Annotated in this window: 3 protein-coding genes; all 3 read left to right on the forward strand. The window is 35.7% G+C overall.

Annotated elements, in window-relative coordinates; all coding sequences use genetic code 11:
• The first annotated feature begins 782 nt into the window (after nucleotides 1–782).
• Nucleotides 783–2909 (forward strand): hypothetical protein, encoded by a 2127-nt coding sequence (locus tag AB1414_13295; protein MEW6608399.1) that lies wholly within the window; start codon nucleotides 783–785, stop codon nucleotides 2907–2909.
• Between the two features lie 7 nt (nucleotides 2910–2916).
• Nucleotides 2917–5007: a hypothetical protein gene (locus AB1414_13300; protein MEW6608400.1), complete on the forward strand. Its 2091-nt coding sequence runs from the start codon at nucleotides 2917–2919 to the stop codon at nucleotides 5005–5007.
• Between the two features lie 329 nt (nucleotides 5008–5336).
• A complete protein-coding gene (locus tag AB1414_13305) occupies nucleotides 5337–6212 on the forward strand; it encodes a ParB/RepB/Spo0J family partition protein (GenBank protein MEW6608401.1) in 876 nt (291 codons plus the stop codon).
• Nucleotides 6213–6545: the final 333 nt, after the last annotated feature.

A 6545-nucleotide genomic window follows, 5' to 3' on the forward strand; every position in this document is an offset into this window, starting at 1 on the left:
ATTGATGGTGGTTGGCAACAACGAACTCCGGCAATGGCTGCTGGTCTAACCGACCACGTTTGGAGTATAGAGGAATGGCTTACCTATCCGGTTAGAGGAAGTTAGCTAATTTCGGACACCACCAAAATTCAGGGAGTGAGGTTTTGATGATGGTTTCCCAAATGGCGCTAATTTCCTGCATAAATAGAGTCTATAGTCTTGTGTTTGATGTCCAGTGTCTGAATCACAGGTTCGGAAACAGCAATTCTAATTATGAAAATGTGTAAGCAAGGAGAATTGGAGAATAGGGAGAAAGAGGAGAAAATATAACCACTAATAGGACACGAATAAGCACGAAACATAGGATTATTAGGATTAATTCGGTTTATTCCTGACTAATTTAATCACCTTCTCCATTTCTCCATTTTCTCCCTTTCCCCTTTTTTACACAATTTCTGTCATAATGAGAATTGCTGGGTTCGGAAAAAAAACATCTTGACTTTTAATCATATTTTGTGTTACTATAGTAAGCATTAACCAAAAGTTCACATTAGTATTGTTGATAGTTGATGGTTGATAGTCTATGAAACTATGTATTAGCGTGGAGCACGGAGCTAAGAGCACGGAGTTTAGAGAAAAGAGACTTCATGCTCCGTGCTCAAAGCTCCAAGCTATTTCTGCCAACCATCAACCCTGTTGCTATATCTGTTCTATGAGAAATTTTCGTTAATAACTACTATATATAAAATTAAGGTAACCGTTCAGGTATAGATAAAAAGATAGTTACAAATTGAGGAAAATATATGGCTAAAATAAAAAAGAAGGGAAAAGGTCTTCAAGAAAAACTCACCCATAAAAAAGGGGTATCATTAGCGATAAAATCTAAATATAATTACATTCTTATCAGCATTATCACGGCAATAACGATTTTATATGTTACCTCTACCTTCTATTATACTGGTGGGCATTTTTTCTTGCCAACAGATGATTCATTTTTATCCTTTCATTATGCCAAACAATTATCACAAGGACAGCCGTTTCAATATAACTCAGGCGAATCTCCCACCACCGGGGCAAGAAGTCTTTTGTGGACAATCCTTTTAGCTCCGGGATTTTTCATTGGATTAGATGGTAATGGGATAATTGGTTATTCGTTTTTACTGGGAATTTTATTTCTCTTTTTATCAAGTTGGTTAATCTTTAGGATTGGCGAGATACTTTTTAACCAGATGCTGGGGATAATTGCCAGCCTTCTTTTTTTGCTTAACGGACCGATTAGCTGGGGATATTTAAGTGGGACTGAAATTGGTCTTTTTAGCACCTTAATTTTAGCTACCCTTTATTTTTTAGGACAAGAACAAGACAATGGTTACAAAAAGATAATTTTCGGTTCGTTATTGGCAATTGCACATCCAGATGGAATTATACTTGCATTTTTGTTGACATTAATTCTGGTATTGAACTTAATCTTCAAAGGAGAGCGACCAAAACCAAAGAGCCTATATCTTGTTATTCCTGCTATTGTTGGACTTAGTTGTATATGTTTAAACCTAATTCTAACAGGTAATGTTTATTCTACCTTTTTACAGGCGAAATCTCAATTATTTTCCCCAAATATGCCATTACCGGAAGTTTTAGCAAAATCAATTAAATTTTATGCCTATCTTCTAAAGGAGATATTTGGAGGTTTTAATGGGGCATATAGTGAGATGATAGATGCAAATGTTGGACAGACGGCAACATATTTTGCACCATTTGCCTTTTTATTCTTTTTATTAGGTTCGTTACCTTTAGTGGTTAAAGAGATTTATTCCCAAAAATTAGGTTTTAATTTCCTGACAATGAGTTGGTTCTTTCTGGGAATTGGACTTACCGCAATTACATTTCCAACAGATTACTCCTGGAATATAACCATTATTCCCTATTATCCATTATTTTTTATCGGGGTGGTCATAGGAATTTATCAGGTGAGCCAGATGATAAGCGTGCAGGTGACTACACTGTCTTTAAAGGACATTTTTTACAGCATTTCTTCTTTTTTCCTTATTTTTTCTTTATTTAGCACCTCTTTTTTTGTCGTGGTTTATGGCAAGAGTTGTAAAGATAATTATCATCAGAAGATTGGATTAGTCAAATGGGTAAAAGAAAATCTTCCGGCTAATATAACTGCAGCGATGAGTGGGATAAATACATTAAGGTATTATGAAAATAGAAACTTTATAGATTTAACTGGCGTTGGCACGAAAGGATTGGCTAAACCATATCAAAATGGTGTAGGAAGTATATTTGAGTGGCTTGAAGATAAAAAATCATATCCGGATTGTTTTATCCTTGATAAATTAGATTTTAGTCGTTCTGGTTTACTTCAGAATCAGTTATATTCGGCAAAGGTCGTGGGGGTGCGGGCAATTGAGCCCATAAATGTTTATCAGGCAAATTGGAATTTAGCCAATAGTGGAGAGCAACCAGTTACCTCATTTGGTGGCTATAAATTGGTTGATAAAATTGATGTTGCTAATTTAACCAATGAAGGGGAACACAATTATAGATTTTGGGATGCAGAACCGGGGTTAAATGTTCCGACCTATGTTTATGAACTTTCGTGTTTAAACAGTGAGCGAAAGGTTATTGATGGAGGTCGCATCCTCTCTGGCGGGGAAAGTATGGTTGTCAAAACTCAACCGGGCCATGAGATGAAAATAATGATGCGCACTACTGGGGCTTTAAAACTAAATGTGCTAATAAATGAAAAATATTGCAAAACCTGGGTTGATGAAAGAAATTATGGAAATCTCTGGGTAGAATCTATACTCACTATTCCTGGAAAATGGATTACCTCAGACCAGACAAAGATACATATTGAGATAAAGAATTTCCAACAAGATACTTACTCAGTTGCCCACTATTGGTTCTTTCAAGTGGAGGATTAAATTTTAAGTGTTCAAACATAAAGAAATTATAGGGATTTTAATTATTACACTTATCATTACATTTTTTTACTTAGGCACTATGTTTTATTACACGATGGGACATTTATCTGCCCCACTGGATGATACCTTCATTTTCCTTCAATACGCCTGGCAATTAATTCATGGGCATCCACTGCAATATAACACCGGTGACCCACCTACTACTGGAGCAACCAGTATGATTTATCCTTTATTTTTAATCCCGGGATTTTTAATCGGGCTTGATAAGACAAACATACTTTATTATACCTTTAGTCTGGGTGTTGTTTTTTTGACTATCTCTGGTTGGTTGGTATTCAAGATTGGAAGGCGGTTAATTAATGATAAGATTGGGGTTTTGATGTGTTTGTTATTCCTTTTTAATGGACCTATTTTATGGGTTTATTTAAGTGGTATGGATGCTGGATTATTTAGTCTGTCGATTTTAGCAACAATGTATTCTTTGCTTTTAGAATTAGAGGATAAAGAACAGCGATATACTCGAACTATTTGGGCAAGCTCATTGATGACCTTAACCCGACCTGAAGGTTTTATCCTTTCAGTGATTATCTTTAGTTATATCTTTTGGTCAAAGAGGATAAAGAGTTATTATTTTCTCATTCCTATTGCTCTGGGGATAGGGCAGATAGGAATAAATTATTTATTTAACGGCACATTAAGTGCTAATACGATGACAGCAAAATCTGTCTTAACGAAACCAAATGTGAATTTATTAGATATGATGGCGACTTCAGGTAAGTACTGTGTGTATATTTTAAAGGACATTTTTAGTGGATTTAATGGTGAGTTTTCTGCGTTGATGGAGACTAATGAGGGAAGGCAGGTAAGTGTATATTTTGCGCCGTTTTCTTTAATCTTTTTTTTAATTGGTATTCTTTTTATAATCCTTAAAGAAAGGTCAAAATTTGGCATTGTTATTTCCAGTTGTTTTTTTATTGGGATATTAGCGGTTGCGACCGCACTTCCTTTTAAATGGCACTGGCACCGGTATCTTATTCCCTACTATCCGATTTTTCTCATATTTACACTTTTAGGGATTTATTATTTTAGTGAGTTAATGGGGAAGGCAATTTCTTCACTTAACCCCAAATATGTATTTTATGGACTGGTATCTTTTTGCTTATGTTTTGGGTTTTTAAGCACGGTGTATTTTGGTGTAGCGTATGGAAAAAATTGTAAGGATATTTACTTTCAGCAAATAACACTCGGTAAATGGATAGATAAGAGTCTTCCTCGTGAGGCGATAATTGCCGTAAATGACCTTGGTGCATTAAAATATTTTGGAAACAGATATGTTATTGACCTGCTTGGATTAGGGACCAAAGGAGTAGCCAGGATATGGGTAAATGGGGCGGGAAGTATTTATGAATATCTTGAGAATTTAGAACCAAAATATTATCCTCAATATTTTATCATTTATCCTAATTGGTTTGTCTTTGATAGACTTGGGATGTTGGAGGAGGAAATAGCTCAATTTAAACTACTTCAACCAACAATTGCGGGCAGTGGAGCACCAATGGTAGTTTATAAGATTGATTGGGGATTTGCACATTCTGGAGATAAAATTCAATCTCTGGATATTTTAACGCAGTTAGAGGGATATAAATTAGTTGATAGGGTTGATGTTGCGGATATTGAGAATGAATTAAAACACAGGTATAAGTTCTGGGAATCAGAACCAGGGATGTATTATGGGATGAATTATCAGGACCAGGTATTAAAACTTCCCTGTCTTGAGGCACCAGATAAAATTGTGATTGATGCTGGCAGAATGATTACGGCTGGGGAGTGTATGGTTGTTGAAACTGAGGTGGGCAAGGATTTGAAGATAATTAAGAGAACCAATACCTTTACGCCGTTAGAGGTTTTTGTTAATGATAAATTAATTGGTTTATGGACACATCACAATGTCGAGGAGCAGTGGAGTGAGACGGTTTATGGAATTTCAGGCAAACATATAACCTCAAATAAAACTAAGATTCGATTTGAGATTCATCGAGAATTGAAGCATCATTACACCTGTTTTTCGGCACATTATTGGTTTTATCAGAGAGGTTAAACTACGAATTACACGAATTTAACGAAAGGAGATGGATTATTTAAATGTAACTATTCACCACAGAGACGCAGAGGGCACGGAGAATGAATATATTTAGAAAAGGGGTATGTATTTGCAAATTATCAAGATTCCAGATATTATGGAACAGATTGGATTTGGTAGTAAATTCTATTATATTCTCTGCGTTCTCTGTGCCTCTGTGGTTATAATAAGCTGAATAGTTACATTTAAATTTGTATAATTCGTGAAATTAGTGGTATATTTTTGGAAATGTTTCACATGAAACATTAATCGAAAATCTAAAATTATACTTTGAGGAGGAATTTAAAATGCAACGAATAGCTTTAGGTAAAGGATTAGATGCCTTACTTCCGGAGGTAAAGATTGAAGGGGAGAATATTCGGGAGATAAAGATTTCAGAGATTATGTCAAGTCGTTATCAACCAAGGCGGTATTTTGATGCGGAGAAACAGAAGGAATTAGCAGATTCAATCAGAGAAAAGGGGATAATTCAACCTGTTTTGGTGCGGACATCTAAGGATGGCTATGAATTAATTGCAGGTGAACGAAGGCTTCAAGCGGCGAAGTCCATTGGATTAGAGCGAATCCCGGCGATAGTGAAGGATGTAGTTGATAGCGAGGCATTAGAAATTGCCTTGATTGAGAACATTCAACGCCAGGATTTGAATCCAATAGAAGAGGCGGATGCTTATCAAAGATTAATCCGTGAATTTAATCTTACACAAGAAGATTTAGCCAAAGAGGTCGGGAAGGATAGAACCACTGTGACGAACACCCTCCGATTATTAAAATTACCTCCTGAAATTCAAGAGCATGTTTCTACAGGCATTATTTCGATGGGACATGCACGGGCAATATTGAGTCTGGAAGTCGAGGCTCAACAATTGGAAGCATCCGAGAAAATTATCAAAAAGGGCTTATCCGTTCGGGAAACTGAAGAATTGGTTAAACGAATGAAAAAAATGAGTGTTTCACATGAAACATCTCAACCTCCAGAACCAGATGCCACAATCCTTGCCTGTGAAGAGGATTTAATGCGAGCATTAGGGACTAAAGTAAGGATTAAGCAAGAATCAAAAGAGAAAGGGAAAATAGAAATAGAGTTCTATTCCTATTCAGATCTTGAAAGAATAATGGATAAAATTATCCCAAAAATAGATTTGGTAAATATACCTACTCTGTAAGAGGATAAAAAAGTCAGTGCCGTTCAGGTGGTAATTTACCGCAGAGACGCAGAGGAACAGAGAAGATATGGAAATAAATCAGATAACAGAAAAGATTAGGTAATATATAAGACAAAACCAAATTTGTTAATCAATCATGATATGTCGGTCCTCAAAAGCTTGCTCTGATGAAAATCAGGGATGGAATGAAGCGTTTGGGAAATAGTTTTTAATTTTTTTCTCTGCGTCTCTGTGTCTGTTATGTAAAGTGTCAAGCTTTTTTTTATTTTTTTACTTAAGAAAAGACTCTACGACTTATCTCTATAACTCTACACCTTATTTTTGTTTTAGGCA

It is taken from the genome of bacterium (assembly GCA_040755795.1).
Lineage (GTDB): Bacteria > UBA9089 > CG2-30-40-21 > CG2-30-40-21 > SBAY01 > JBFLXS01.